The organism is Psychromonas ingrahamii 37 (assembly GCF_000015285.1).
GTDB lineage: Bacteria > Pseudomonadota > Gammaproteobacteria > Enterobacterales > Psychromonadaceae > Psychromonas > Psychromonas ingrahamii.
Window position 1 is genome coordinate 3,188,793 of sequence record NC_008709.1, and the last position, 26,766, is coordinate 3,215,558.

At 39.6% G+C, this 26,766-nt stretch carries 23 protein-coding genes; 10 read left to right on the forward strand and 13 right to left on the reverse strand.

The features are described from left to right. The first annotated feature begins 142 nt into the window (after nucleotides 1–142). Nucleotides 143–1,114, forward strand: coding sequence for an IS30 family transposase (locus PING_RS13420; protein WP_041766180.1), 972 nt, complete (start codon nucleotides 143–145; stop codon nucleotides 1,112–1,114). Between the two features lie 74 nt (nucleotides 1,115–1,188). Here PING_RS13420 and PING_RS13425 read toward each other — a convergent pair whose 3' ends face one another. The 7 genes from PING_RS13425 to PING_RS13455 form a co-directional block, all read right to left on the reverse strand. Then, on the reverse strand, nucleotides 1,189–2,964 hold the full coding sequence (locus PING_RS13425; protein WP_011770876.1) for a sugar phosphorylase: 1,776 nt from the start codon (nucleotides 2,962–2,964) through the stop codon (nucleotides 1,189–1,191). A 16-nt stretch (nucleotides 2,965–2,980) separates the two neighbouring features. Beyond that, entirely contained in the window at nucleotides 2,981–4,207 is a 1,227-nt protein-coding gene (locus PING_RS13430) for a glycosyltransferase family protein (RefSeq protein WP_011770877.1), read from the reverse strand. Between the two features lie 22 nt (nucleotides 4,208–4,229). After that, nucleotides 4,230–5,045: an HAD-IIB family hydrolase gene (locus tag PING_RS13435; protein WP_011770878.1), complete on the reverse strand. Its 816-nt coding sequence runs from the start codon at nucleotides 5,043–5,045 to the stop codon at nucleotides 4,230–4,232. 480 nt (nucleotides 5,046–5,525) lie between these two features. After that, the gene (locus PING_RS13440; protein WP_232279366.1) at nucleotides 5,526–7,430 is read right to left on the reverse strand and encodes an acyl-CoA dehydrogenase family protein; all 1,905 of its coding nucleotides are present in this window, start codon (nucleotides 7,428–7,430) and stop codon (nucleotides 5,526–5,528) included. Between the two features lie 43 nt (nucleotides 7,431–7,473). After that, entirely contained in the window at nucleotides 7,474–9,648 is a 2,175-nt protein-coding gene (locus PING_RS13445) for a 3-hydroxyacyl-CoA dehydrogenase NAD-binding domain-containing protein (RefSeq protein ID WP_011770880.1), read from the reverse strand. Next, nucleotides 9,648–10,937: a thiolase family protein gene (locus PING_RS13450; RefSeq protein WP_041766498.1), complete on the reverse strand. Its 1,290-nt coding sequence runs from the start codon at nucleotides 10,935–10,937 to the stop codon at nucleotides 9,648–9,650. The genes PING_RS13445 and PING_RS13450 overlap by 1 nt, the downstream gene beginning before the upstream one ends. Nucleotides 10,938–10,995: 58 nt before the next feature. Further along, on the reverse strand, nucleotides 10,996–12,774 hold the full coding sequence (locus PING_RS13455) for an AMP-dependent synthetase/ligase (protein WP_011770882.1): 1,779 nt from the start codon (nucleotides 12,772–12,774) through the stop codon (nucleotides 10,996–10,998). A 406-nt stretch (nucleotides 12,775–13,180) separates the two neighbouring features. Here PING_RS13455 and nfsA point away from each other — a divergent pair, with 406 nt between their 5' ends. From nfsA to rplQ, 9 genes are all read left to right on the forward strand, one after another. Then, nucleotides 13,181–13,942, forward strand: a complete 762-nt coding sequence (gene nfsA, locus PING_RS13460; RefSeq protein WP_011770883.1) for an oxygen-insensitive NADPH nitroreductase — start codon at nucleotides 13,181–13,183, stop codon at nucleotides 13,940–13,942. Between the two features lie 214 nt (nucleotides 13,943–14,156). Continuing rightward, nucleotides 14,157–14,822, forward strand: coding sequence for an alpha/beta hydrolase (locus tag PING_RS13465; RefSeq protein WP_011770884.1), 666 nt, complete (start codon nucleotides 14,157–14,159; stop codon nucleotides 14,820–14,822). Between the two features lie 34 nt (nucleotides 14,823–14,856). Then, the gene (locus tag PING_RS13470; RefSeq protein WP_011770885.1) at nucleotides 14,857–15,111 is read left to right on the forward strand and encodes a DUF2960 domain-containing protein; all 255 of its coding nucleotides are present in this window, start codon (nucleotides 14,857–14,859) and stop codon (nucleotides 15,109–15,111) included. A 376-nt stretch (nucleotides 15,112–15,487) separates the two neighbouring features. Continuing rightward, nucleotides 15,488–15,601 (forward strand): 50S ribosomal protein L36, encoded by a 114-nt coding sequence (gene rpmJ / locus PING_RS13475; protein WP_011770886.1) that lies wholly within the window; start codon nucleotides 15,488–15,490, stop codon nucleotides 15,599–15,601. Nucleotides 15,602–15,724: 123 nt separating this feature from the next. After that, on the forward strand, nucleotides 15,725–16,081 hold the full coding sequence (gene rpsM / locus PING_RS13480; protein WP_011770887.1) for a 30S ribosomal protein S13: 357 nt from the start codon (nucleotides 15,725–15,727) through the stop codon (nucleotides 16,079–16,081). A gap of 11 nt (nucleotides 16,082–16,092) precedes the next feature. Further along, nucleotides 16,093–16,482: a 30S ribosomal protein S11 gene (rpsK, locus tag PING_RS13485; RefSeq protein ID WP_011770888.1), complete on the forward strand. Its 390-nt coding sequence runs from the start codon at nucleotides 16,093–16,095 to the stop codon at nucleotides 16,480–16,482. Between the two features lie 33 nt (nucleotides 16,483–16,515). Further along, nucleotides 16,516–17,136, forward strand: coding sequence for a 30S ribosomal protein S4 (rpsD, locus tag PING_RS13490; RefSeq protein WP_011770889.1), 621 nt, complete (start codon nucleotides 16,516–16,518; stop codon nucleotides 17,134–17,136). A 25-nt stretch (nucleotides 17,137–17,161) separates the two neighbouring features. Then, complete coding sequence (locus tag PING_RS13495; protein ID WP_011770890.1) at nucleotides 17,162–18,148, forward strand: DNA-directed RNA polymerase subunit alpha; 987 nt, start codon at nucleotides 17,162–17,164, stop codon at nucleotides 18,146–18,148. Nucleotides 18,149–18,185: 37 nt separating this feature from the next. Continuing rightward, nucleotides 18,186–18,566, forward strand: coding sequence for a 50S ribosomal protein L17 (gene rplQ / locus PING_RS13500; protein WP_011770891.1), 381 nt, complete (start codon nucleotides 18,186–18,188; stop codon nucleotides 18,564–18,566). A 79-nt stretch (nucleotides 18,567–18,645) separates the two neighbouring features. Here rplQ and PING_RS13505 read toward each other — a convergent pair whose 3' ends face one another. The 6 genes from PING_RS13505 to PING_RS13535 all read right to left on the reverse strand — a co-directional run bounded on the left by PING_RS13505 (nucleotide 18,646) and on the right by PING_RS13535 (nucleotide 26,590). Next, nucleotides 18,646–20,421 (reverse strand): ABCB family ABC transporter ATP-binding protein/permease, encoded by a 1,776-nt coding sequence (locus PING_RS13505; RefSeq protein ID WP_011770892.1) that lies wholly within the window; start codon nucleotides 20,419–20,421, stop codon nucleotides 18,646–18,648. A 161-nt stretch (nucleotides 20,422–20,582) separates the two neighbouring features. After that, nucleotides 20,583–21,893 (reverse strand): citrate synthase, encoded by a 1,311-nt coding sequence (locus PING_RS13510; RefSeq protein ID WP_011770893.1) that lies wholly within the window; start codon nucleotides 21,891–21,893, stop codon nucleotides 20,583–20,585. A gap of 182 nt (nucleotides 21,894–22,075) precedes the next feature. Beyond that, a complete protein-coding gene (locus PING_RS13515) occupies nucleotides 22,076–23,530 on the reverse strand; it encodes an MDR family MFS transporter (protein WP_011770894.1) in 1,455 nt (484 codons plus the stop codon). A 404-nt stretch (nucleotides 23,531–23,934) separates the two neighbouring features. After that, nucleotides 23,935–24,531: an AmmeMemoRadiSam system protein A gene (amrA, locus tag PING_RS13525; protein WP_011770895.1), complete on the reverse strand. Its 597-nt coding sequence runs from the start codon at nucleotides 24,529–24,531 to the stop codon at nucleotides 23,935–23,937. Next, entirely contained in the window at nucleotides 24,509–25,291 is a 783-nt protein-coding gene (gene amrB, locus PING_RS13530) for an AmmeMemoRadiSam system protein B (protein ID WP_041766500.1), read from the reverse strand. Before amrB ends, amrA begins: the two co-directional genes overlap by 23 nt. Before the next feature lie 447 nt (nucleotides 25,292–25,738). Next, on the reverse strand, nucleotides 25,739–26,590 hold the full coding sequence (locus PING_RS13535) for a DnaJ C-terminal domain-containing protein (RefSeq protein WP_011770897.1): 852 nt from the start codon (nucleotides 26,588–26,590) through the stop codon (nucleotides 25,739–25,741). Nucleotides 26,591–26,766 lie beyond the last annotated feature (176 nt).

Genomic DNA, 26,766 nt, shown 5'->3' on the forward strand with positions numbered 1-26,766 from the left:
GTTTTAATTAGCTTAATAGTGAATAACAAATATTAAAATAATAGCCCTTCGATTCAAATAATAAGTGCATAACTTGAATAGGTAGAAAAAACGGTCAGCTGACTATATGCTAATCGCTTTTTCTCCGGCAAGAGATGCAACAATGAAAACATATAACCAACTGACCTACGAACAACGATGCCAGATTTATGCCTTAAAGAAAACAGGTTTGAGTCAAAATAAAATAGCAAAGCAACTAAGTGTTAGCCACTCAACGATTAGCAGGGAGTTGTCCCGTAATACAGGTAAGCGTGGTTATCGTATTCAGCAAGCTCAAATATCATCAGATAAGCGTCGATTAGCCGCTTGTAAAGCCATTAAAATGACAACAAGTCTCATTGAGTTAATTGACTCCAGAATTAAAGAAAAATGGAGTCCAGAGCAGATATCAGGCAGGCTTAGAGAGCAACAAAGCATCAATATTAGCCATGAAACCATTTATCAGCATGTTTGGTCAGATAAAAAAAGTGGCGGTAACTTATTCAAAAAATTACGTAGGAAAGGAAAAATTTACCAAACACGCAATAAAGATAAGCAAGCAGGTAGAGGGTTTATAAAGAACCGCATAAGTATTGATGAGCGCCCACAAGTTGTTGATGATAAAAGCAGAATGGGTGATTGGGAAATCGACCTGGTTATTGGCAAAGGACACAGTGGCGCGTTGGTCACTATTGTAGAGCGGAAAACTAGCTTTACGGTGTCGACACGTGTAGATGACAAATCAGCGAAAACAGTCACAGCAGCGACCATTGCTTTGTTAAAACCGTTTGAAGATTCCGTAATAACGATCACTGCGGATAATGGTAAAGAATTTGCTTATCATGAAGAAATGACTGAGAGTTTGAAATGTGATGTGTATTTTGCAGATCCTTATTGTTCGTGGCAACGAGGATTGAATGAAAACACCAATGGTCTATTACGACAATATTGGCCGAAATCAACAGACTTCAAAAAAGTATCGCAATCAGAAGTTCAAGATGTAATAGTCAAACTCAATGATAGACCAAGAAAAAAAATAAATTACAAAACGCCAGCCAAATTAATGGCTGAACATAGAGTGGCTATAGCCGCTTAGTGGTTATGCACTTCAAAGTTGAATCTGCCGCCTATTTAATTAAAGTAGATTTATCTCTAATAAGTTACTACCAATCAAATATCCATATCAAGGTTGCTTATCCATAGCGTTTGATAAGGCAATAAACTAACCGTTTCTTGCCCAGGTGCAATTTTAGCCCCCGTGATTAACTCATACCAGCTTTCAGTAATAATTAAGTTCAATTCACTGAGAGATAGATCCAGCGTATTTTTACTGACATTGCTAATACAAAAAATACTCTGTGCTCTATCTTGGCTTTGTCGCCAAAAACCAAATAATTGCTCTCTTAAATGCAGTGTAAATTGTGTTGCGTTAGGATGAAATGCCTTTTGTTTTATACGAATATTAATTAAGTGCTTCAACTCAGATAAAACATTTTTGTGGTGATCAGGATGTCCAGATAACTTTTCTTTTAAGGTATTATAGTCCCAACGATGACGATTAATGGCTCTATTATGCTGTGTATTTTCTAATTTCTCATAGTCGTTTCGGGTGCCTAACAGGCTATGTATGTATATCCCGGGTATACCTTCCAGACCAAGCATGATGCTATGAGCACAAATAAACCGGTAAAAGCCCAGTTTGTCTTCACCTTCAGTGGTGCCTTGCAGTGCATCGTATAAGGCGATATTAATTTCATAGGGTTTTTGCTGGCCTTGATCCGTAGTACGCCAGGAGGTTTTCCCGCCAAAGCCTTCCAATGTCACCGCTAGTCTGTTTAGTTCCTGATCACTTAATAACCCCTCCACAGGACGCAAACCGATGCCGTCATGGGAAGCGATAAAATTGAAATAGCAGGTGCCATTTTGTGCGGGAGGCATACTCATCAACCAGCGCTTAAGATGCTTACAATCACCACTGACTAGGGTATGAACTAATAAAGGCGGTAATGCAAAATTATAAATGGCATGCGCTTCATTGGCATTACCAAAATAGGTTAAATTTTGTACATTAGGGATATTAGTTTCAGTAATAATAATCGCATCGGGTTGTGCATGCTCAATTAAGGTTCGAAGCAAGCGGATAATAGTATGAGTTTCAGGTAAATTAATGCACTCGCTTGCGGCTTTTTTCCACAAAAATGCCACAGCATCTAAACGGAAAATTCTGACGCCCATATCCAGATACTGGCGAATAATAGTCACAAAGTTTTCCAGCACCACGGGATTCCTAAAATCAAAATCAACCTGATCATGACTAAAAGTACACCAAACATGCTGCAGACCTTTCCCCGTTTGAATTTCGTTTAATAACGCTGACGTTCTGGGACGTACCACCTTGGAAAGATCATCATCAGGGCTTGCTGTGTAGAAAAAGTCATGCCCGACACCCTCCCCTTTAATAAAATTTTGAAACCAGGCACTGCGGCTAGAGCAATGGTTAATCACCAGGTCTGACATCAAGCGCCTATCTTTGGCGATTGCTTGAATATCTTTCCAGTCACCAAATGATTCATTCACACTTGAATAATCAATGACTGAAAAACCATCATCAGAGCTATAGGGAAAAAAAGGTAAGATATGCACACTGTTGATACTTTTACCTAAGTATTTATCAATAAAGTGATGCAGTGTCACCAAGGGTTTTTTATCCGCTTCTAGCAGACTGTCTGCATAGGTGATCAGAATAACATCCTGCTCTGACCACTTATTTTGAGCTGCAACAGGTGCATGGCAGGTCTTATCTAAACGCATTAAAAATATTAATTTTTCACTTAATTCCTCAAAAGTAACATCTAAATCAATATCCTGATAGATACTTTCCAGCTGTTGATTTAATTTCTTTTGACAATTTTTTAATGATTTTGCTTTGCGCTTAAAATCAGACATAAATTTCCTTTGATGATTAATTATTACTAAATTCAATTTTATCTAACTCCACCGCCTCTTTAAGTTGCTCTAACACATCGGGCATTGCACTGACGACTCTGTTCCATGAAGGGATAAAAGGTGTATCCATTGGCTTATCTAAAAATTGCTGTCCTGCTGTCATAATATTTTCAGAAAACATTTCCACCGCTTTCTCTTCATTATGTATATCCACGGTCAAACCATTCATCAGAGCATCATTATGATACATCTCCACATAATCGAGTGCGATCCGATAATAGGTGGCTTTAAGAGTACGGATATTCTCAGTACTAAAAATTTCCCCTTGGGTTGCCAGTTTGCGAAAAAATGCTTTAGTAATATCAACGGACATTTTTGATAATCCGGCTTCACTATTTTCAAGAGACAGATCTTGATGCTTGTGATCATAGGTCGTTGCAATATCTACCTGACAGATTCGGTTGCTGGCGTAATTACGATGCATTTCTGATAGTACGCCAATTTCTAATCCCCAATCACTTGGAATACGCAAATCATTTAATACATCACGACGGAATGAAAACTCACCGGCAAGCGGATAAAGAAAACTATCAATAAACTCTAAATAATCGTGGTGCCCGACCGTTTTTTTGAGGGCTTTAACCAAAGGAGTGACCAGTAACCGCGAAACTCGTCCGTTAATTTTGCCACCCGCGACACGCGCATAAAAACCTTTACAGAATTCATAATTAAATTGCGGATTGGCAACAGGATAAAGTAATCGCGCCAGAAGTTTTCTGTCATAGGTTAAAATATCACAATCATGTAATGCCACGGATTCACTTCTACCTGTCGCTAATGTATACCCCATGCAATACCAAACATTACGCCCTTTTCCTAACTCTTTTGGCGCAACGCCCAATTTCTGCAGTTTTGCATCTAATGCCTGTAATCTCGGGCCGTCATTCCATAATACGCTGTGCTGCTGGGGTAATTTGCTGAAAAACTTCAAAGCCTGGCGATATTGTGCTTCATCAGCTTGGTCTAAACCGATCACAATTTCTGATAAATATTTTGTTTTACTTAAATGTTTAATGATAGCGGGTAACGCCTTTCCCTCTAACTCGGAATATAAAGAGGGTAAGATCAGCCCCATCGGTCGTATAGCTGAAAATTTCAATAATTCTGCTTCAAGATCCTCATTACTTCGCTGCGACAAACTATGCAGGGTAGTAACAATACCGTTTTGATAAAAATCAGCCATAATAGAGCTCCTTAATTGCAGTTTAAAAAATTATTTTTTGTAAACATTCCGCCCATCCGGCAGGCCCATATTCACGACTAAAATAAAGTTCATTTTCTCTTTGTAAGATTGGAAAAGCATGTACAGGAGAACGCACTACAACAGCAATATCAGCGGCTTCTAGCATTGCCGTATCATTATCACTATCGCCCAATGCAATAACAGTCAATCCCCGTTCAGGTTGATTAATTTTATACTGCTGCGCCAACCAGGATTGTGCCTGTCCTTTGTCACAATTTCCGCTGATATGTAAAAATCGTCCTCCTTCAAGCACATTGGCACCTAACAGATGCATGTGTTTAATAAAATCATCTTGAGATTGTTGACTGCCTAACCAGTCAACAGGCTCACCAAATTGACGCCGTTTAGCTAATCCTGCATCCGTTATACTGAGCCCGGTTAAATCAGCCAGTTGCTGCGCTCTCATTTGTGAAAAGCCACGAAAATGAGTCTTAAATTGCCTTGCTTCCGCGCTTAATAAAGACAGCCAAAAATCCTTTTTTTGACAAAATGATTTAACCCAAAATCCATTTTCCAACTGGGTGCCATCGGGTTGTATGCTAAAATAGTTAACCGGTATGTAAACAGCTGCACCATTTTCAATAATAAAAGGTGTCTCAAGTTTTAAATCTGCTCGAATTAGTAGCACTTCAGCAAGGGTTTTGCTGGTGTTGGGTATAATGGGGATATTCTTTTCTTTAAGATTTTTAATAGTACAATCTGCAGCTCGGGTCTGATAAGTGTAATGGTCAAGTAATGTGCCATCTAAATCTGTAAATATGAGCATTTTTTTATTCATAGGTCCCCACTTTTTAAAGCGACTATTATCTACCTGTCATACAACTCCACAGGATAGACATCCGGGCTGATTAGTTTTTCTACATAAAAAACATGAACAGCAGCGTTCAACAGCATTATGATAATTAACATAATCATAATTAATATAAGCATAATTAATATAAGCATAATTAACATGAGCAATAATTGAGCCAAATATCAAAAAACCTAAAAGAAGAACACAAAAAAAACACTAACACCTTGAATGTAAATAATTTTGCATTCAAGGTGTTAGTGTTTTTTGGGGTTTTCAAGCTCAGGAATAACAGGTTCACGACCAATAAAGCATCATGCTGGTGCAGAAAAAATGACAAGTATTGCACGCTGGCAGCAAGTTAAAAAAATCCTATAGAGTAATAATTTAAAAGTACTCAGTATAAAAAAACTCAAAACACAGTACTTATTTTGAGTTTTTAATATTTGAGTTTTTAATAAAAGATAATTAATCTTCAGACCAAATAATGCCTTTTTCCAGCCACTTTAGATCGCCTTTTAAGACACTTTTCGCTAATTTATTTTCTTTTTCATCATCATTATCAGTTAAATCATCAAATAAGCGGGATATTTTTCTTTTTGCATTTAAGCAGAAAACATCCGCTAAATACTTAGGTGTCGTGTCGCTAGGATCGTCATCCATTTTAAATTTTGCATAGGAGCAAGTGGTGGCCATAGCAAACAGCTCAGTACCAATTTCCATTAAAATGCCGAGAATATTTTGTTTACGCTCTAACCTGTCCTGATAAAGCCCCATATAATGAAAAATCGTGCGCGCAAGTTTGTGGGATGTCGTTTCTACGTAGGAGAAATGTTTGGACAATTCTCCTAGATCAGTATGGCTAGCCCAAAGCGAAGAATTCAGCCACTGAGTGGGGTACCATTTGCCATAGAAAGCCGCAAGTTTAACGCCTGCATGGAGTTTATTTTCCATGGAAACATTCTTTTTTAATATTTCAGCGGCGACTTTTAAATGCGGATCCATCGCTTCACGCGCTAAAAACAGCTTCATAATATCCGTTGTACCTTCGATAATTCGGTTAATACGTGTATCGCGCATCATTCTTTCGATAGGATAGCCTTTTTCTCCTCTGGCCTTAAGTGATGAAGCTTTCTCATAACCTCGTCCGCCTCTAAACTGCATCGTCTCATCGATCACTTTCCAGGAAAGTTCTGAGCAAAATAGTTTAGCCATGGCAGCTTCAATTCTAATATCTAATTTAGGATCATCGGCCATATGCGAGGTTAAATAAGTAACCGCCTCCATCGCAAAAGTGCTGGCAGCAATAAAAGCTATTTTTTTAGATCCCGCCTCATGTTTACCAATCGGCAGTCCCCACTGCACCCTTTCGTTACCCCACTCCCGGGCGACAGCTAAGCAATACTTAGACATACCGGTAGCGGCTGCAGGCAGGGTTAAACGCCCGGTGTTGAGTGTCGCCAATGCAAGCTTTAATCCTTTGCCTTTACCTAAAATAATATTTTCTAGCGGTACTTTTACATTAGTAAATTTTATTACACCGTTTTGAATCCCTCTTATCCCCATAAAGTCGCAGCGATGTTTTATTTCAATACCTGGCATCTCCTTTTCAACAATAAAAGCAGTAATTTGTTTTATTTGCTCGCCATTGTTAGCTATTTTATCCTCGGTCCGGGCCATCACCACCAATACATCTGCAATCAAGCCGTTGGTACACCAGAGTTTTACACCATTTATAAGATAATGTTCACCATCATCGCTAAGGGTTGCAGTGGTTTCCATTTTACCGGGATCAGACCCTACTTCGGGTTCGGTAAGGGCAAAAGCTGATATTTTTCCTTCTCTAAATAAAGGCAGGTATTTTTCTTTTTGCGCTTTAGTACCAAACATTTTTAACGGTTGCGGCACACCAATAGATTGATGAGCACTGAGCAATACTGCGGTACTGCCGCAATAAGAGGAGATGGCTATCATGACACGGTTATAATTAACTTGAGAAAGGCCTAATCCATTATATTCTTTAGGTACTTTCATGGCAAAAAGCCCTAGTTCTGCCATCCCTTCAATCACATCGGTAGGAATAGTTTGGGTCGCATCTACCTTTTCCGGATCCAGGTTTTGTTTAAGAAAATGGCAGACTTTCTCAACTAAATGATCACCTATTATTTTATCTTCAAGACTCTGGACCGGAAAAGGGAATAATAAGTCCGGTTGGAAACTGCCCATAAAAAGCTGCCCTGCGAAACTTTTTTGATCCGCGGCCGCTTCTCGCGCAGCTTCGGTTATCCTCATTGTTGAGGCCTTCTCGGCATTCATTTTAGAGGTATCTATCACAGACTCTTCTTCGGGTTCATTATTTACTTTATGCATCATTAACTCCTTCTACGGATATCCAAACCACGCTTGCTGTCGGGTGCTAATTATAAAATTTCCCGCCGTTTTTTGCTTTATCTATTAATTGCTCAGCGGGCAGAAAACGCTCACCATATAAAGCCGCTAATTGATTTAATGTATCGCAAATATTGCCGATGCCACGATTATCGGCATATTTTAAAAGACCGCCTGTAAATGCAGGAAAACCTGTACCGAGGATCATTGCCATATCCAGATAAGCCGGATTCTTAACAATATTTTCCTGTAAACATTTGACCGCTTCATTGACCATAATAAGAATGCACCTGTCTACGATTTCCTCCTGGTTAAATGCTTTGGCTGTTATTCCATTGCTAAAACGATAAGTATAGATAATCTTATCCAGCGCCTCATTGTAGGATTTGTCGTGGCCTTTGTGGCGGTAAAAACCCACACCCGATTTTTTACCTAATAACTTCTCATCGATAAAAATTTGGGTAAATAAACCCGCCACTTTCATTCTTTCGCCATAGGCTTGCTCTAATACTTTTGCAACATGATAACCAATATCGATACCGACCTCATCGGCTAAAACAAAAGGTCCCATCGGCAACCCGAATGCTTCAAGAGCATGGTCCATTTCGGTAACAACGCCTCCCTCCTGAAGCATCAGAGCGGCTTCATTCAAAAATGAAATTAAAATTCTATTGACTAAAAAACCTGCACAGTTAGCAACAACAATGGGTGTTTTACCGGCTTTTTTAGCGAGTTTAACCAATGTGACAATGGTCTGTTGGCTGGTTTTCTCCCCCGGTATAATTTCAACAAGCGGCATTCTGTTAACCGGATTAAAAAAATGCATACCGATAAAATTTTCCGGCCTTTGCAGATTTACAGCCATCTCAGTAATGGATAAACTCGAGGTGTTCGACGCTAATATCGCCTGCTTAGACAGCTGTGCTTCAACCTCTTCCAGGACTGTTTTCTTAACCTCTAGATTTTCAGACACCGCTTCAACAACCAGATCAATTCTTTTAAAACCGTTATAATTGACCGTCCCTGCAATATAATTCATTTTAACGCGGATCTTATTTTCGTTAATTTTATGGACTTTTTTTAATTGTCCATAATAGAGCGCCGCGGTTTGATAACCTTTACTGACCGCATCCCATTCAATATCTTTAAGCCTGACCGGTATCTCATTTTTTGAAAATAACCAGGCGATCCCCCCGCCCATAACCCCTGCGCCGAGTACCGCGGCCTGATTAATTATTTGTGGCTCAAGATTGGATTCGACAATACCGGTTTCTTTTTTTAATGCCTCAGAGGTAAAAAAAAGTTGAATTAAATTTTTACTTATTACGCTAACAGCAAGCTCAGAAATGGCTCTCGCTTCTACCTCTAACGCTTCCGCTATTTTTAAATTGAATGATTTTTCTATGGTTTCTAAAGCTTTAAGCGGCGCGGGATATTGACCTTTGTTTTTTTTAAGCAAACTGTCTTTGGCTTTTTTAAAAATCAGTTTTTGCCCTAAAATATTATCTTCTAAAATTCTCTGGTTAAATTTCTTAGCAGACTTTGAACGGCGCTTTATTAACCCTTTCACAAAGCTTTTATCATTCACTAAACGTTCGATAAAATCAGCGACTGAACTTTCTTCAAGCTCATTATTATAGAGATGATCGACTAATTTGAGTCGCAGCGCTTTTTTAGGGGCGACAGGTTTAGCGGACAGTATTAACTGCAGAGCAGCTTGTAAGCCAATCAGTTTTGGTAAACGCACACAACCGCCAAAACCGGGAATAATACCCAAACTGACCTCGGGTAAGCCTATAATAGCGTTAAGATTATCCGTGGCGATGCGATAAGTACAAGCTAACGCTAACTCACAACCGCCACCCAGACAGACCCCGTTTATAACCGCTAAGGTTGGAAAAGGTAATTTAGAAATATTATCAATAATTAACTGCCCGGTTCTTATTTCTTTATAAGCTTGTGCCTCATTAAGCAGATCTTTAATTTCATTGATATCAGCGCCGGCAATAAAGGTATCCTTTTTGGCACTGCGAAAGACCAACAGTTTAACGACATTATTTTTTGCCAGAGAATCAATCTGCCCTTTGAGCTCTAATAATGCGACTGAATCTAATTTATTAACTCGTGCCCCCGGAAAATCAAAGGTCAATGTTGCAACCCCCGAAGTTGGGCCTGATTGTGAAATATCTAATGTAAAATTCATTATTCTACCTCCAATGCGATAGCAGCACCTTGACCGCCACCTATACACAAGGTCACCAATCCACTGTTTTTATTACGTCGGCGCAGGGCATTTAACATGGTAATGATCAATCTGGTACCGGTCGCTCCCACGGGGTGTCCTAATGCAATAGCACCGCCATTAACGTTTAATAAATCACTGTTCAGCACACCAAGCGCTTTATCTTTGTGTAAATATCGTTGCGCAAAAACAGCCGATGCAAACGCTTTTTGATTAGCAATAACTTGAGCGGCAAAGGCTTCGTTTAACTCCACCAGATCAAAATCTGAGATCGCCATCCCGGTTTTATCTAAAAGTTTAGAGGTTGCGTAAACCGGGCCCAACCCCATTCTTTCCGGTTGCAATCCCGCATAGCTATAGGCTTTTAAATAACCTAAGGGCGAATAACCCAATTCCTTTGCTTTACTTTCCAACATAATTAACACCGCACCCGCACCATCAGTAATAGGACAGGCATTAGCGGCTGTGACAGTGCCGGCAACACGATCAAAAAAGGGTTTTAATTTAGCTAATTTTTCTAGACTTTGATCATGCCGAATAGCATTATCATTAAATTGCACGTGACTGTAATCTGGCGGTAACATGATCGGATGGATTTCTTGGGTAAAAAAACCAGCTTCATTTGCTTTGGCAGCCTTCAAGTGCGATTGCAGGGCAAACTGATCCTGCTCGGCTCTTGTGATAGCAAATTCACGGGCTAATACTTCGGCCGTTTGCCCCATACTTAAGCCACAAACCGGATCGGTTAACCCTTCTACAATGGATATAACGGGCTTTAAATCGGCGGGCCTCAATGTTGAAATAGCTGATAACTTTTGTCCAATGGATTTAGCCTTCATTACATTTTCAAAAACCTGAGTCATTTTTTTGCTAAAATTGAAAGGTAAATTACTCATACTTTCTGTCCCTCCTGCGATCAATATATTGGCGTTTCCCGCTAATAATTTATCGTATCCGGTGGTGACAGACTCCATGCCTGAAGCACAATTTCGGTGCACGGTATGTGCAATAACCTCTAACGGCAACCCCGCTTTTAGGGCGATAACTCTGGCAATATTGGGCGCATTTGCAGGTTGACCAACATTGCCAAATATTAGTTCATCAATCAACTTCAGATCGATTTCGGTTCTTGCAATTAATTCTTTGACAATAACAGCCCCTAAATCATCGGCTAGAATATTTGCCATACTGGTACCAGATTTACAAAATGGACTGCGAATACCGTCTACAATTGCTAATCTCTCTTTCATATCATTCCCCTGCTGAATCACCATTACTGCAAACTATTATCGATAATGAAATAACCAATTACTCGCCTTCTTGATCCTGATCCCTATAAAAATTATTAATAATTTCACTGAATTCCTGTTCAATGACCTGACGTCTAATCTTCATGGTTGGGGTAAGCTCACCTGTTTCTATGCCGATTGACTGTTTTATAAATTTAAATTTACGAATTTTTTCCCATTCATTTAATTGACTGTTAACACGCTCAACAAGCGCGGCAATTTCCTGTGTGACTTCACTCGAATTAAGGAAATCGCCCTTACTCATATCACTATAGCCACGGTTTTTTTTAATCGCGCCCAGGTTTTCAAAATCAGGAAAAAGCAGGCAGGAGACAAAATTTTTATTTTCCCCCATGATTGCGGCCATATCGATAAGTTCGGAAACACATAACATTTGTTCGATAGGGATGGGACTGACATACTTGCCGTTTGATGTTTTAAAAATTTCTTTCTTTCTGCCGTTAATAAATAAATACCCATCTTGATCAACAAAGCCTAAGTCACCCGTATGTAACCAACCCTGCGGATCGATAGTTTCTCGAGTCGTTTGCGGGTCATTGTGATAACCCTTCATAATATTAGGGCCTTTAGCCAGAATCTCCTGCTGATCTGATATTTTTATTTCAACACCCGGCCAAATCTTACCCACGCTTCGATAACGCGTATTACCCGGGTAGTTAGCCGCTAAAACCGGTGACGTTTCGGTTAAACCATAACCTTGATATAGATTGAGTCCAATATTTTTGAAAAAGTTTTCCATACTGACACTCAGCGCCGCCCCACCACTGATTACCATTTGTAAATTTCCTCCTAAAGCCTCTCTCAATTTTGAATAAATCAGTTTGTCATAAATTTTATCAAGCAGATTATGAGCGCCAGGCTCCTTGCTAATCGCCCTTTCAAATGCACTCGACATAAGCTTTTTTTTGATAGTGGATTGTTCCTCTATTCGAGCATGCATTTTCGCATAAACCTTTTCTAATAGGCGAGGGACTAGGGTAATAACAGAGGGCTGGACTTGCCTGAGTAGTTCACCTACTTTTTTAATATCATCAGCAAAAAAGATGGGAGTACCAGTCGATATATAAAAATAAATAACCATTCTTTCAAAAACATGGGCTAAGGGTAAACAAGTCAATGCCTTGTCTTTTGCAGAATGCAGCGGAAACAGTTGTGTTGTCGCTCTAATTTGTGAAATCAGATTAGCATGCGTTATTTCAACTCCTTTGGGCATTCCGGTTGTACCACTGGTATAAATAACAGTTGCTATATCCTTTGGACGAACAGCCTGCCTCATTAGAGAATAAAGATTTGGCTGTTTGGCAGATAACTGGTCGCCTAAGGTTAACAATTCCTCAAAACTAATGGCATTTTTAGCGCTACGTTTAGGGTGATAGGAGATAATTTTTGTAAATGAGTGTAACAGGGGTTTTATTGCATCCGCTAATAATTCCTCATCATCCACAAAAAGATATTTAACATTACTGTCTTTGCTTTGAAACTGAAAATGGGTTGAAGATATATTTGCAAACATCGGCACTGAAATTGCTCTATTAACCATAATAGCAATATCAATCATCACCCATTGGGGAGAGGGATTAGCAATAAGGCCAATACCTTCACCCTCTTTAATGCCAAGTGAGTGCAAACCTAAGGCAAGACGACGAATGGTTTCAGAAAATTTTTCTGTGGAAATCGTTTCCCAAGAACCCTTATTTTTAAAATTTAGGGCAGAATAATTACTATACGTATTAACAACATATTGAATCATTTGTGGGATAGTCGCATAATTTTCCATCTCTTTTTTTCCCTGTTTTTTTGTTACAACCAATATTACGAAGAACAATAATTTTACGTTTTATTAAAGAGGTTTGTATGTCCGCGTTCTAATAACAGATATCAACGAGATTAATTTTAATTAATCCAAGGTTCATAACATCGACTATCCGTTAACTATAAAACAATCAATATTATCGAAACACTCGACCACTTCACATTATTAACGTTGCGATTTTGATTAATCGATGTTTCTTCACACACTTCCAAAAAATATAGTTTATTTTGTACAATAAACAATACCTATAACTGCCATTAGCATTTGAAAAATAGCGCTAAATTTTCAATCTCCCTTCTGCTGCGTTAAATTATTCATAGAATGTGGTAAAGTCGAGCAGGCTAAAATTACCCCACTTTAAGGATATGATATGCAGGATGTCACTCATTTATTACAATCTCACCGTTCGATTCGTACTTTTAAAGATATTCCGATAGAACAATCCATCGTGGAAGAATTAATCTGTTCCGGGCAAGCGGCGGCGACCTCCAGTTTTATTCAGGCTTGTACCGTGATTCAGGTATCAAAAGGCGCTAAACGTGAGAAAATAGCAGAGCTTGCGGGTAACCAGAATTATGTTAAAAAGGCACCCGTATTTCTGGTTTTTTGTGCAGATATGCACCGCCATCAACTCGCTTGTGAGATGCATAAAGTGCCCATGAAAAGTGGTTATACCGAACAATTATTAACCGCATCGATCGATTGTGCTTTATTTGCTCAAAATGTCGTTATTGCCGCAGAAGCATTAGGATTAGGGATTTGTTATATTGGCGGAATAAGAAATGATATTGCAGCCGTATCATCACTGCTGGACTTACCTGACTTGGCTTTCCCCGTATTTGGTTTATGTCTGGGTTACCCGGATCAGAATCCTGAAGTAAAACCTCGCTTGCCATTATCGTTAACCCTAAAACAAAATAGTTATTCGCAACATAAAACATTAAATGAAGCTGATAAAGACGATATAGCCGCGCTTGAAGCCTATGACCAACAGATTAGGGAGTATTATAAAAGCAGAACAAGTGCTCAAAAGGAGATGAGTTGGACTGAGCAAATATCAGGAATGCTGCAAAAAGAAGCTAGGCCACACATGATGGACTTTCTTCAAGGCAAAGGATTTATGAAGAGATAAAGGTTCAAAATAAAACCTGTCAGGCCTACCTGACAGTTAATTTACCTGCCTTTTTTAGTCTGTATTCATCGTTGCATTAAAATTATATAATACATCAAAACACATGGCTGAAAAAAAATTGCAAAAGATAAATAGGGCCTAAGATAGCCAAAAAGTATTTTTATAGCCATAACATTGTTATATTATCAATCCATTATTTTAAAGAATAAACGTTATGAATTATTTACCTTGTGCAGAAGTACAACCCAAATTAACAGCCAATGCCGCCGTTATCTGGTTACACGGTTTAGGCGCAGACGGACATGATTTTGAAGCCATTGTCCCAGAATTAAATTTACCCGAAGACTTAGCTATTCGTTTTATATTTCCTCACGCACCATCGATACCGGTTACTATTAATAGTGGTTTAAAAATGCCAGCCTGGTACGATATTTTAGAGATGAGCATCGAACGCCAAGTTGATTTAAATGGCTTAAACAGTTCAGCCAAATTGATTCAAGCATTAATAGATCGAGAAATTGAACGTGGGATCCCAGCCAGCAGAATAGTTATCGCGGGCTTTTCCCAAGGGGGCGCAGTGGCCTATCAGGCAGCACTAACCTATGCGCAACCCTTGGCTGGACTATTGACAATGTCTACTTATTTTGCAACTAAAGACAGTATTAAACTTAGCGAAAAAAATAAAAACCTTAATATTGAGATCATGCATGGCAGCCGGGATCCTGTGGTGGATCCTAGCTTGGGAAAACAGGCATTAGACTCGCTAACCAAAATGGGATTTCAACCAAGTTATAAAAGTTATACAATGGAGCACTCTGTTTGTGCTGCACAAATTACAGATATTTCTGCTTGGTTAGTTGGGTTATTAACCCCTAAATAAAAACCAGCTAAACATAAAACATTAAGGTTTAAAGATGGCAAGACAAGTAACATATGAGTTTAAAGGCAAGCGTAAGACTATTCAATTTTCATACAATCAATTTCATGATATGTATGAAGCAGTTGCAGACGCTGAAGGTATCGATTTAAAAAGCTTTTTAGCAATGGAAAAACAGCTTGCAATGAGTTGTCGCGGTCAAGGAATTGAAAAAAATTTCCGCCTAACTGAATTTTTAAGAATGGGCTTTGATAAAATAAAATTTGTCCGTGATGATGAACCAGTCAAATAATTAGCGATCTCTAGCCGCTTTTTTATAATAATTATCCCTGATATAGATTAAAAATAATTTAATTGAAAGGGGATTTAAAATTATTTTTAAATTTCTCAACTGGTTATCAACAAACAATATCGTGATTATTGAGCAGAAAACTAACTGCTGCTGAGTTATTTCAACCAATCGCAACGATATTAATCATCTTGAATCAATTATTACTCGTATAACTGTTTAATATTTGCTATATTATTGCGCCCATGTTCACTAGTTACACTTTTTTTTTATTTAAAAACAAAGTCAGTAATTTAGTTTCCTGGTTATTTTAATAATTTGTATTTGTGGCGACTTAATATAACCATTAATATTTTAATTTTGATTTCGGAGTGTTGCAATGAAAGTTCGTGCATCCGTTAAAAAAATCTGTCGTAACTGTAAAGTTATCAAGCGCCACGGTGTGGTGCGTGTTATCTGTGTAGAGCCAAAGCATAAACAACGCCAAGGCTAAGATCGATTTTGGATTCCAATAGTTTAATCAATAATAGTTAAACTATATTTTTCTCTTTTTTCATTTGTCGAGTATCCTACCGGGCTTTTCGCAAATGAATCATTAACTTTTAAGGAGTGCATAGTGGCCCGTATCGCTGGCATTAACGTTCCTGATCATAAGCATGCTGTAATTGCATTAACTGCAATTTTTGGTATCGGTAAAACTCGCTCACAGATAATCTGTGCAGCGTCTGGTATTGCTGAATCAACAAAGCTTAAAGATCTGGATGAGACACAAATCGAAGCTCTTCGTACAGAAGTAGCTACGTTCACCGTTGAAGGTGATTTACGTCGTGAAGTATCTATGAACATCAAGCGTCTTATGGACCTTGGCTGTTACCGTGGACTTCGTCATCGTCGCAGCTTGCCTGTACGTGGACAGCGTTCTAAAACGAATGCTCGTACTCGTAAAGGTCCGCGCAAAGCAATCAAGAAATAGGGTAAGAGATAATGGCTAAAACTCCAACTCGTGCTCGCAAGCGCGTTAAAAAGCAAGTTGCTGATGGTATGGCTCATATCCATGCTTCTTTCAACAACACAATCGTAACTATTACAGACCGTCAAGGTAATGCGCTTTCTTGGGCAACTGCCGGTGGTTCTGGTTTCCGTGGTTCTCGTAAATCTACTCCGTTCGCTGCACAGATTGCTGCTGAACGTGCTGCTGAAGCGGCTAAAGAGTATGGTCTTAAAAACGTAGAAGTTTTTGTAAATGGACCGGGACCTGGTCGTGAATCTTCGATTCGCGCACTAAATGCGGCGGGTTTCCGTGTAACTAACATTACTGATGTTACACCAATCCCACACAATGGTTGTCGTCCGCCTAAAAAACGCCGCGTATAATTACGACGTTTAAAGGTAACTGGAGAAAGAACAATGGCAAGATATTTAGGTCCTAAGCTAAAGCTTAGCCGTCGCGAAGGAACAGATCTTTTCTTAAAATCTGGCGTCCGTGCGATTGAATCTAAGTGTAAAATCGATAATGCACCCGGTGTTCACGGTGCACGTAAACCGCGTTTGTCGGATTACGGTTTGCAATTACGCGAAAAACAAAAAGTACGTCGTATGTACGGTGTGCTTGAAAAGCAATTTCGTAACTACTACAAAGAATCTGCACGTTTACAAGGCAACACGGGTGAAAACCTGCTTCAATTACTTGAAGGTCGTTTAGATAATGTTGTTTACCGTATGGGTTTTGGTGCAACACGCGCTGAATCTCGTCAACTAGTTAGCCATAAAGCTGTACTGGTCAACGGTAAAGTTGTAAATATTCCTTCTTTTAACGTTAAAGCAAGTGATGTTATCGCAATTCGTGAAAAAGCTAAAAAGCAATCACGCATTGGCGCAGCACTTGAAATCGCCGGTCAACGTGAAGTCCCAACTTGGGTTTCTGTTGATGCAACGAAGATGGAAGGCGTATTTACTCGTCAACCTGAACGTTCAGATTTATCGGCTGAGATTAACGAACAGTTGATCATCGAGCTTTACTCTAAGTAAAGTTAATTACTATGAGAGGACAAAAATGCAGGGTTTTGTAAAAGATTTTCTAAAACCGAACTTAGTTGGTATCGAACAAATAAATGCAACCAGAGCCAAAGTGACTCTAGAACCGTTAGAACGCGGTTTTGGTCATACTTTAGGTAATGCGCTGCGTCGAATCTTGTTATCATCTATGCCGGGTGCAGCAATAACAGAAGTCGAAATTGATGGCGTACAAAATGAGTACAGCATCAAAGAAGGCGTGCAGGAAGAGATCCTTGAGATACTTCTAAACCTTAAAGGTCTAGCGGTTAAACTTGAAGGTAAAAACGAAGTTTTAGTTAGTTTAACTAAATCTGGGGCCGGTCCTGTTATTGCAGCCGATATCACTCATGATAGTGATCTCGAGATAGTCAATCCAGAACACGTGATCTGTCATTTAACGGGCAATACTGAAATCAGTATGCGCATTAAAATTGAATTAGGTCGCGGCTACGTCCCAGCTTCATCTCGTATTCATAGTGAAGAAGATAAGTCTGCCAATGGTCGTCTGTTCGTCGATGCCACTTTCAGCCCTGTTGAGCGTATCGCTTACAGTGTTGAATCTGCTCGTGTTGAACAGCGCACCAATTTAGACAAACTTGTCATCGATATGGAAACCGATGGTACACTTGAGCCAGAAGAAGCAATTCGTCAGGCAGCTATGATTTTAGCTGGACAACTAGACGAATTTGTTGATGAACGCATTATAAGTGCACCTGTTGAAGTAGAAGAAAAACCTGAGTTTGATCCTATTCTCTTACGCCCGGTGAATGATTTAGAGTTAACTGTTCGTTCTGCTAACTGTTTGAAAGCAGAATCAATTTACTATATTGGTGACTTGGTACAACGCACTGAAGTTGAACTGCTGAAAATGCCTAATTTAGGCCGTAAGTCATTAACTGAAATCAAAGATGACCTTGTCTCACGTGGACTGTATCTGGGTATGCGCCTGGAAAACTGGCCACCAGCAAGTCTTATTGAAGATTAATCCAATCACACTAATAACGAATTATAAGGATTAGGTTATGCGCCATCGTCAAAGTGGACGTCAACTTAACCGAAACAGTAGCCACCGTCAGGCTATGTTTCGTAACATGGCAATATCTATTGCAATGCACGAAGTTATTAAAACTACCGTGCCTAAAGCAAAAGAATTGCGCCGTGTAATTGAGCCATTAATTACACTTGCTAAAACCGATAGCGTTGCTAATCGTCGTTTAGCATTTGCTCGTCTTCGTGATGATGCAACAGTTGCAAAATTATTTAATGAATTGGGTCCGCGTTACGCGACACGCCCAGGCGGTTACACTAGCATCATTAAATGTGGTTTCCGTACTGGTGATAAAGCTCCTATGGCTTACATCACTCTGGTAGACCGCCCAGTAGTTGCTGAAGACGAAGAGTAAATCCTAGTTTAAAGCGACATTAAAAAAGCCGAACAATTGTTCGGCTTTTTTGTCTGTAAAATTCAGCCATTAACTGTGATTAATTTTCCTTTTGCTGCAACTGCCATAATGCCGCATACTCACCCAGCAGTGCTAGCAATTGTCGATGATTCCCCTGCTCGACTATTTGCCCTTCTTTAATCACTAAAATATTATCTGCATCAACAATAGTTGATAATCGATGCGCTATCACTAAACTAGTAATACCTTTAGATACCTCCTTGATGGCGCTCATAATTTGTTGTTCACTGTAACTGTCGAGCGACGAAGTTGCTTCATCGAAGACTAAAATGGCCGGCTTTTTTAAAATAGTGCGCGCAATGGCAACGCGTTGTTTTTCTCCCCCAGACAACTTTAAGCCGCGCTCACCCACCACTGTTTGCCCACCATCGGGCAGACTATTAATAAAACCGCGCAAATGCGCCAAGTCGATAGCATGCTCTATTTCAGCTTGACTGGCCTCCGGCCGTCCGTAGCGGATATTCTCAAGAATAGTATCATTAAATAAAACTGTGTCCTGCGGCACGATACCAATAGCCCTACGCAGGGATTGTTGACTCACCTGGCGGATATCTTGCTCATCAATTAAAATTCGCCCTGCCGTGACATCATAAAAACGAAACAGTAATTTAACTAAAGTAGATTTACCGCCACCACTTCCACCTACAACCGCAATTTTTTGGCCTGATTTTACCTTAAATGATATCTGCTTGAGAATGTCACGCTGTTGCTGATAAAAAAAGCCAACTTGTTCAAAACTAATTTCACCCTTTGTGATTATTAGTTGCCGGGCATTGGGTAAATCTTCAACCTGAGGTTTTTTCGTTAATAAACTAAACATTTGTTCAATATTAGCCAGTGAACCGCGGATTTCCCGATAGACAAAACCAAGAAAATTAAGGGGCATAAAAATTTGCATGGTGAAGGCATTAATTAAGACAAAATCCCCCAGTGTCATGCTGCCAGCGCTAACTTGGAGCGCGGCAAGCGTCATCATGGCCGTCATTGCCGCGGCAATAATTAAAGCCTGCCCACCATTTAGGGTGAATAACGATAGGCGGTTTTTACGCTTTGCCTGCTCCCATTTAGCAAGTTCCACATCATAACGGTTGGCTTCATAGGTCTCATTACCAAAATACTTAACGGTTTCATAATTCAGCAAACTATCAATCGCCCGACTGTTACTTGCCGAGTCAGCAATATTTGCCTCACGAATAAATTCGGTCCGCCATTGTGTTGCTTTTACCGAATAAGCGACATAACTAATGACCGCGAGCAAAATAACCAGCGCAAAACTAAGCCCGTAATTAACCAGTAAAATAACCACAACGAAAGCGAATTCTAATAAAGTGGGAATAATATTAAAAATCATAAAACGCATCACAAAACTAATACCGGAAACGCCACGTTCCATGTCCCGTGATAACCCGCCCGTTTGCCGGTTTAAATGAAAGTCTAAATCTAAATGATGTAAATGTTTAAAAACATTTAATCCCACCCGCCTCATAGTGCGCTCGGTCACTCGGCCAAATAATGTATCGCGCAATTCGCCAAATAAGACTAATGCCAGTCTTAATACTCCGTAGGCGACAACTAACATAATCGGTGCCGCGATCACCTGTAACTTATTGCCATCAAGATCATCAACAATGTGCTTTAAAATAAAAGGTAAACCGATCGTGGCAACTTTGGCAAAGATCAAACACAATAAAGCTAAAAAAACGCGCAGTTTGTATTCGGCCAGATAAGGGAGAAGTGTTTTAAAAACTGACCAGTTTATTGAATCAGGTACATTAGTAAATTTTCCGCCGCGCATTGAAGATCATCCATTAAAAAGTAATGCCCAATCATAGTGGCTAGCGAGAAAATTATCAGTAAAATAATAAGGTATTAGCAAATAAAATGCTCTGCGGGCTTATTTAACTTTTATTTAAACAAGCCCTAGTTGCACAGAAGATCCTCTTTCCTGATCTGCTTTCAACGCTTATCGACTGCAATATAATCGCGCACTTCACTGCCACAATAGATTTGTCTGGGGCGGGCTATTTTATGGTCAGGATCGACAAGAAATTCCTGCCATTGCGCCAGCCAGCCCGTATTACGCGCAATAGCAAACAGGACGGGGAACATTCCGACGGGGAATCCCATTGCCTGATAAATCAAGCCGGAATAAAAATCAACGTTAGGGTAGAGATGACGGGAGATAAAATAGTCATCCTGTAGTGCCACTCTCTCAAGTTCCAGGGCAATAGCCAGTAGTGGATTGACACCCGTTACAGAAAAAACTTCATTTGCTAATGTCTTACAAATTTTTGCGCGAGGATCATACTCTTTATAGACACGATGACCAAACCCCATCAAACGACTCACTTCGCCGGATTTTACAGTCTTAATAAACTCAGGTACACGATCGACGGAACCGATCTCCGCTAACATATGCAATACCGCCTCATTCGCACCACCATGCAAAGGCCCGTACAATGCAGCTATTGCCGAGGAGGTCGCCGAGAAAGGATCGCTGTAAGCGCTGGCCACGGCGCGCATAACGCTAGTACCACAATTCTGTTCATGATCCGCATGCAGAATAAAAAGTACATTGATGGCTTTTTCTAAAATCGGATTTGGCTGATATTGCAGTTCACTTTTTTTCCATAACATACTCATGAAATTGCCAATGTAAGAGAGACTTTGATCCGGGTAAACATAAGGCAGTCCAATACTATGCCGATAAGAAAAGGCCGCAAGGGTCGGCATCTTGGCAATTAAGCGCCAAATTTGCCTATCCCGACAGGCTTGATCATGAATATTTTTGGCATCCGGGTAAAACGTAGATAACGCCGCCACAGTACCGACTAAAGTACCCATAGGGTGTGCATCATAATGAAAACTGTCTATCAATTTTTTGATGTTTTCATGTATAAAAGTATGCGCCATAATATCTTTATGCCACCCATTCAACTGAGTTTGGTTAGGCAGCTCACCGTTTAAGATTAGATAGGCGGTTTCTAAATAAGTACTTTTTTCTGCTAATTGCTCAATAGGGTAACCCCGATAACGAAGAATGCCCTTTTCGCCATCAAGAAATGTCACACTGCTCTTACAGGAAGCGGTATTTGTATAACCAGGATCATAGGTTAACAGGCCAAAGTCTTGTTCAGATACTTTTATGTTGCGGAGTTCAAGCGCATTAATGGATGCGCCATAGTTAGGGTAGGTGCCATATCGAATAGGAATTTCGTAACTTTTACCGGTACGGTTATCGGTAATGGTGAGACTGTGTACCTTCATAATATCACTCCCCCTAATTTAATGACTAAGGAACCCATTTGCTACACAGATTAAAGTTTAGCTTCTTCTGGTTACTTTTCAACCAGCGGCAGCTAACTAACAAAGAAAAAGGCGAAGGTCTTTTACAGAGGCTATAACCTATTGGACACAGTGCACCGCGATATTAATACATACCATAAAGACTACCACTCATCTCCTAAATCATCCAAAGAGATTCTGGGTGCTCGAGCGGCATTAACAGCACAGCAAAAAGCAATTATTGCAGCAACAAGAAATCCTGTTTGAAAAGCATTAATAATATTTTCCCGTGGGCTATTTAATAAAAATTCTATGCCCGAATTACGATTGAAATTTGGAATTAACGCATAAATCAACGCACCAAATAGAGCAGTACCCATTGACGCACCAAGCGATCGGGACAATGAGGCCATAGAAATTATTCGCCCTAAATTTTCCTTACCTGCGAGCGATTGAATTAATAGCTGGGTAGAAGGCATGACCGTTCCCAGTCCGATACCGCAGAAAAACCCTAATCCGGCGATTAACTCGGGAACCGGAGGTAATAAGCCTAATAGCAAAAATGCTATCGTAGTAATGCTCATACCCACCACAGGAATCCACTTTGGCACCCCCGTTTGGGAAATTATTTTACCTGTAGTATAAGCGCCTGTAATCGTGCCTATGGTTAAAGGTAATAATAATAAACCAGACGTTGATGCATTTGCACCAAAGCCAATTTGCAGATAAATGGGTAAAAAGAATATTAATGCAAATAAACAGGCTGCAAATAAAAAAGTGGAGGTTAATGGAATATAGATTTCTTTTTTATATAACAATGTTAACGGTAAAAAAGAATGCAGCGCTTTTTTTTGTTGGATTATAAAGACGATAGTCAGCAATACACAAGCGCCAATAATCATGACACTTTCTAAAGATAGCCATCCAAATCCATGACCACCAGAGGTTAACCAATAAATAAGGGTGGTCATTATAATGGGAAATAAGATCAAACCAGTCCAATCAATTTTTCCTTTATGCAGTGTTGATTTTGTTGTGGTTAAAGACATTAAACGAGAAATAGCAAAAATGATAATCGGAATGTTTACCCAAAATAGCCACTGCCACGAAAGGTAAGTAACAACGAAACCGCCGATCACGGGACCACCAATACTTGCAATAGCAAATAATGAAGCAAAATACCCCTGAAATCTGGCGCGTTGGCGAGGAGGTACAAATTCACCAATTAATGCCTGAGATAAACTCATCAATCCCCCACCACCGAGACCTTGTATTACTCGCCCGACAACCAATATAGGCATTGATGGTGCCAATGCAGAAACAATTGAACCAAGCGTGAAAATAACTAAAGCGACAATCAGCATATTACGACGATTAAAACGGTCCCCTAACCAACCATAAATCGGCACTGAAGCTGCCGTGGCCAATAAATAACCAATAATAATCCAAGATGCCAAATGCATCCCCCCTAATTCATTGACAATAGTGGGTGTTGCCGTGGCTAATAATGTTTGATCAACGGCAGCCAAGAACATGGGTAAAAAAACAATCGAAAAAATATGCAGAAAGTTCTTTTTTGAAACTAATAGTGAGGCCGTGCTGGATGAAGAATTAATCATAGAAAAATGGACAACCAAGTTAACAACAAAATAGAGATAAGTTTAAATGAATGCTCAATAAAGAGATACTCAACTGTTTATATATACCTATGTTACTTCAAGATGCTTTGTCAGGCGCAAGATCGGAGACCAGAGCAAGACGCAACATGACCTTTCGAGCGATTAACTGCGTTAATCCTCTAGCGGTAGATGTAAATGGTTATTCCCTTTCCGATTGGTGCAACGCAGCGCTGGTTTTCGAGCTAGCGCCCCGTAGGGCAAGGAAAATTGTACCAATCTGCTTTGTTATAAGATCTCTATGTGAAATAACTATACTTCAATTTTATGCCTCGCATCTCGGCACCATTTTCCTTGCTGACTTTGCATTTTGAAGTATCATGGGTATAAGACCCAATCCACAGCAACTACGGGACAAAGGTCTTCTGTGAACCTTCAATCACAAAAGTCTCGAAGCGAAATATTTTGATATCCTCACGCCAATAGTCCTCGGGCCACCCTGCTTTTATTTTCAATGCATTTACAAACTCTTCAGCCGTTTTTAAAGAATGCCATACCGAGGGTAAAAATATTGCACTATAATATGAATCTTTTAGTAATAAGCCATCAATACCAATCTGTAATTGATCAAGTAATGCCCGCTCACCCTTATTTGCTAAAGGCTGCAGTGCCGATAGAACTGATATCTCAAAACTCAGATTCGGCAGTTCCCTTTTCTGCAAAGGTTCAAAGCGGCAATCTTCACAAGCACTGTAATAACTATAATCGCAGACATTTTGCCACAGTGATTTTTCTGCCGCATAAGTACCAATACAACCACGCAACTGTTTATCTGCATATAAGGTAACAAAACAAGCTCTGGGGATTAGCAATGCCGGTGATGTTGGGGGAGCAGGTTGTAGCATGGTTCGATCTTCAACAGCCTTATCAAGCACCTGCCAAACCAATTGTTTAAGTTCTGCCTGCGCTTCACGGCTTAAACTAATATAAGATGAAACTGGCATAACCCACCACCTCTTTTTTACTGCCAAAAGTATCTCCAGAGTTGGCTTTTTTAAGCAACTTAATAGGCCAGTGTTGTTTTTTGGCATAACTCAGCAAACCATTAACGGCATAACAACCACAAGCACCTTGACCGCTTAAATGATCCTCATAGTTTAAGATATGCTGGATGGTCCTATTATCTAAAAGCTGAGCTTCTTGGTAAGGATGATAATGGCTAAGATCTGAACTTACCACGACCAGCGTGCCAGGTTCATTAACCTTTAATATTTCTAAAATTTGACTGACATGTTGCACTGAACACTGCCCCACCACTATTGGAACAAGCACGAAATTTTGTAAAGAACGTTGTAAAAATGGCAGTTGTACTTCTAATGAGTGTTCTAACAAATGCGCTTGATCGTTGATGGTTACCAGTTTTTCATCCAGCAGTTGAGTATAAGCGCTTTTATCTACGGGTATCGGCCCAATGGGTGTAGTAAAGAAATCACAGCTGGAAATAGCACAACCTTGCAAGGCAACTCGATGGCTGGGCCCGAGTAAAATAACGCGGTTAATATTATGCGCAATATTTTTAAGGTAAGAATAGGCGTAACCCGCAACCGCACCAGAATAACAATAACCCGCATGCGGTACAATTAACGCCTTTGCTTGGGTAGTAGACTCGCTCGGTGCGTTTAAAAAAACACTGAGCTCCTGATCAATTTGATCCGCAGTCGCAGGATAAAAACTGCCTGCGACTGCCGCAGTTCTGTATTTCATACACACCTCCATCTCACGGATAACTACAAAGCTGATTGAGATTATCTGATAAGTATAGTCAAACACGAAATGAACAGATAAAAAATCAAAGCAAAATTATTTTTCAAACCTAAAATTGCAACAAGAGCGCAAATGGAAACGGATAAAAAATATTTTATACTTTAAAATTAGCGGAGAGGAAAGGATTCGCTCATTATATTGGGTATTGTTTGTTACAGAATCACTTTGAGGGCGAATAAAATGATTTGGCTTAGAAATATAGTTGATAAATAAAATGTTGCGGAAAGGATAATCCCTTCACGCAACATTTTCTAACCATCAAGTTAGTCATTAATCACTTTGTTATCTCAGTAATAAAAAATGTATTCATATCCCAAATTTCTGGCCTCTGGTTGATATTTTTTAGCGTCATCGGTATCAATGCAAGTATCATTAAATATAATTAATTTACAACGTCTTAGCTAATTCTGTGAGTAAATTTTCCTGTTCTTCAGTGAGACTGGTTGGCGTGTTAATGACAACTTCATAAATCAAGTCACCTTTAACATCATTTTTTATTGCCTTAATACCCTTGCCTTTAATGCGAAATTTTCGCCCAGCTTGTGTTCCCTTGGGTATCTTAAAGCTGATATGTCCATCGAAGGTAGGCGCTTCTATTGTTCCTCCTAATGCCGCCGTTGGAAAAGAGACGGGTATTAAACAATGTAAGTCCATTCCTTGACGGTCAAATAACGCATGCTTAATAAGGTTGATTTCTACGAGCAAATCACCATTTTCGGCACCTAAGGTTCCTGGGTTACCTTTATTTGCAAGACGAACACTTTGTCCCTCATCAATACCGGCGGGAATAGTCACCTTTAGAAATTGCTCTGTATTGGGGAGTTTAACCTCTTTCTGGCAACCATTAACGGCCTCTTCCAGGGTTAGTTTTATACGATAACGTAAATCAGATCCCTTTTCAGGTCTTGGTTGATGACGTTGTCTGAACATATCACCAAAAATATCATTATAATCACCTGAAGATTGCCCAAATCCACCCTGGCGATTAAAACCAGAATTTGCCCGGTGGCTGGGATCAAATGCCTGATGACCAAAATCATCATATTCCTGTCTTTTTTCAGGATCAGAAAGAATCTCATAGGAAGATTTTACTTCTCTAAAACTATCCTGTGCAACAGGATTACCAGGATTACGATCCGGGTGGAATTTCATCGCTAATTTTTTATACGCTTTTTTTATTTCTACATCTGTTGCGCTTTTATCAACACCAAGCACTTCATAACAATCACGTTTTGACATGTTTATTTCTCAAAATTATTATTATACCCAAATCACTTGAAGATGCAGGCATCAGCAAGACGAGAAATGATAATATTCTAAGCAGAAGGCTAATGATCCCATTATGCTAGATCAAAGCCTTCTAACAACGAAAAGCATCGTTTATCGACTTGCCCTTCGGGAGTTTCGCTCAAAGG